This window comes from Bradyrhizobium campsiandrae (assembly GCF_014529705.1).
Taxonomy (GTDB): domain Bacteria; phylum Pseudomonadota; class Alphaproteobacteria; order Rhizobiales; family Xanthobacteraceae; genus Bradyrhizobium; species Bradyrhizobium campsiandrae.
Map to the genome: position 1 here is coordinate 1 of NZ_JAANIH010000282.1, position 383 is coordinate 383.

Here is a 383-nt window from a genome sequence, read left to right on the forward strand (position 1 = left end):
CCACTAGACATGCTCCTTTTCTCCTTTCATTTAGATCATTGACCCTTGAACCTCCGAACCAGCTTCTAACGTGTCAGAAGGCGTTATGGGCGCATCTATGATATCTGGTATTGATTCATCTTCTGTAACGTCTTTCCGTTCTCTTGGCTCTGCTTCGTCCTCTGTGACAGCTGTTTGCATGTCAATGGATAAAATACCCCACTTGCTTAACATATTTCTAAGAACGGTTGTTTTAGCCATCGCATCATAATCTTTTTTCCAGCCAAAATCTGACTTTTTAAATTTCTTGTTATGTGCTTCAATTTCTTTGCGTGTCCAATATGCTGTTTTTTCAAAGCCATTAATTAATAGAAAATACCCACAGTACGCCACAAATTTTAGAG

General features: G+C 38.9%; 1 protein-coding gene. It reads right to left on the minus strand.

The genetic code is table 11. The annotated features are described in order from the left end of the window. Nucleotides 1-30: 30 nt before the first annotated feature. On the minus strand, nt 31-383 hold a 353-nt coding region (locus tag G8O24_RS43100; RefSeq protein ID WP_188108463.1), incomplete at its 5' end, for a recombinase RecT.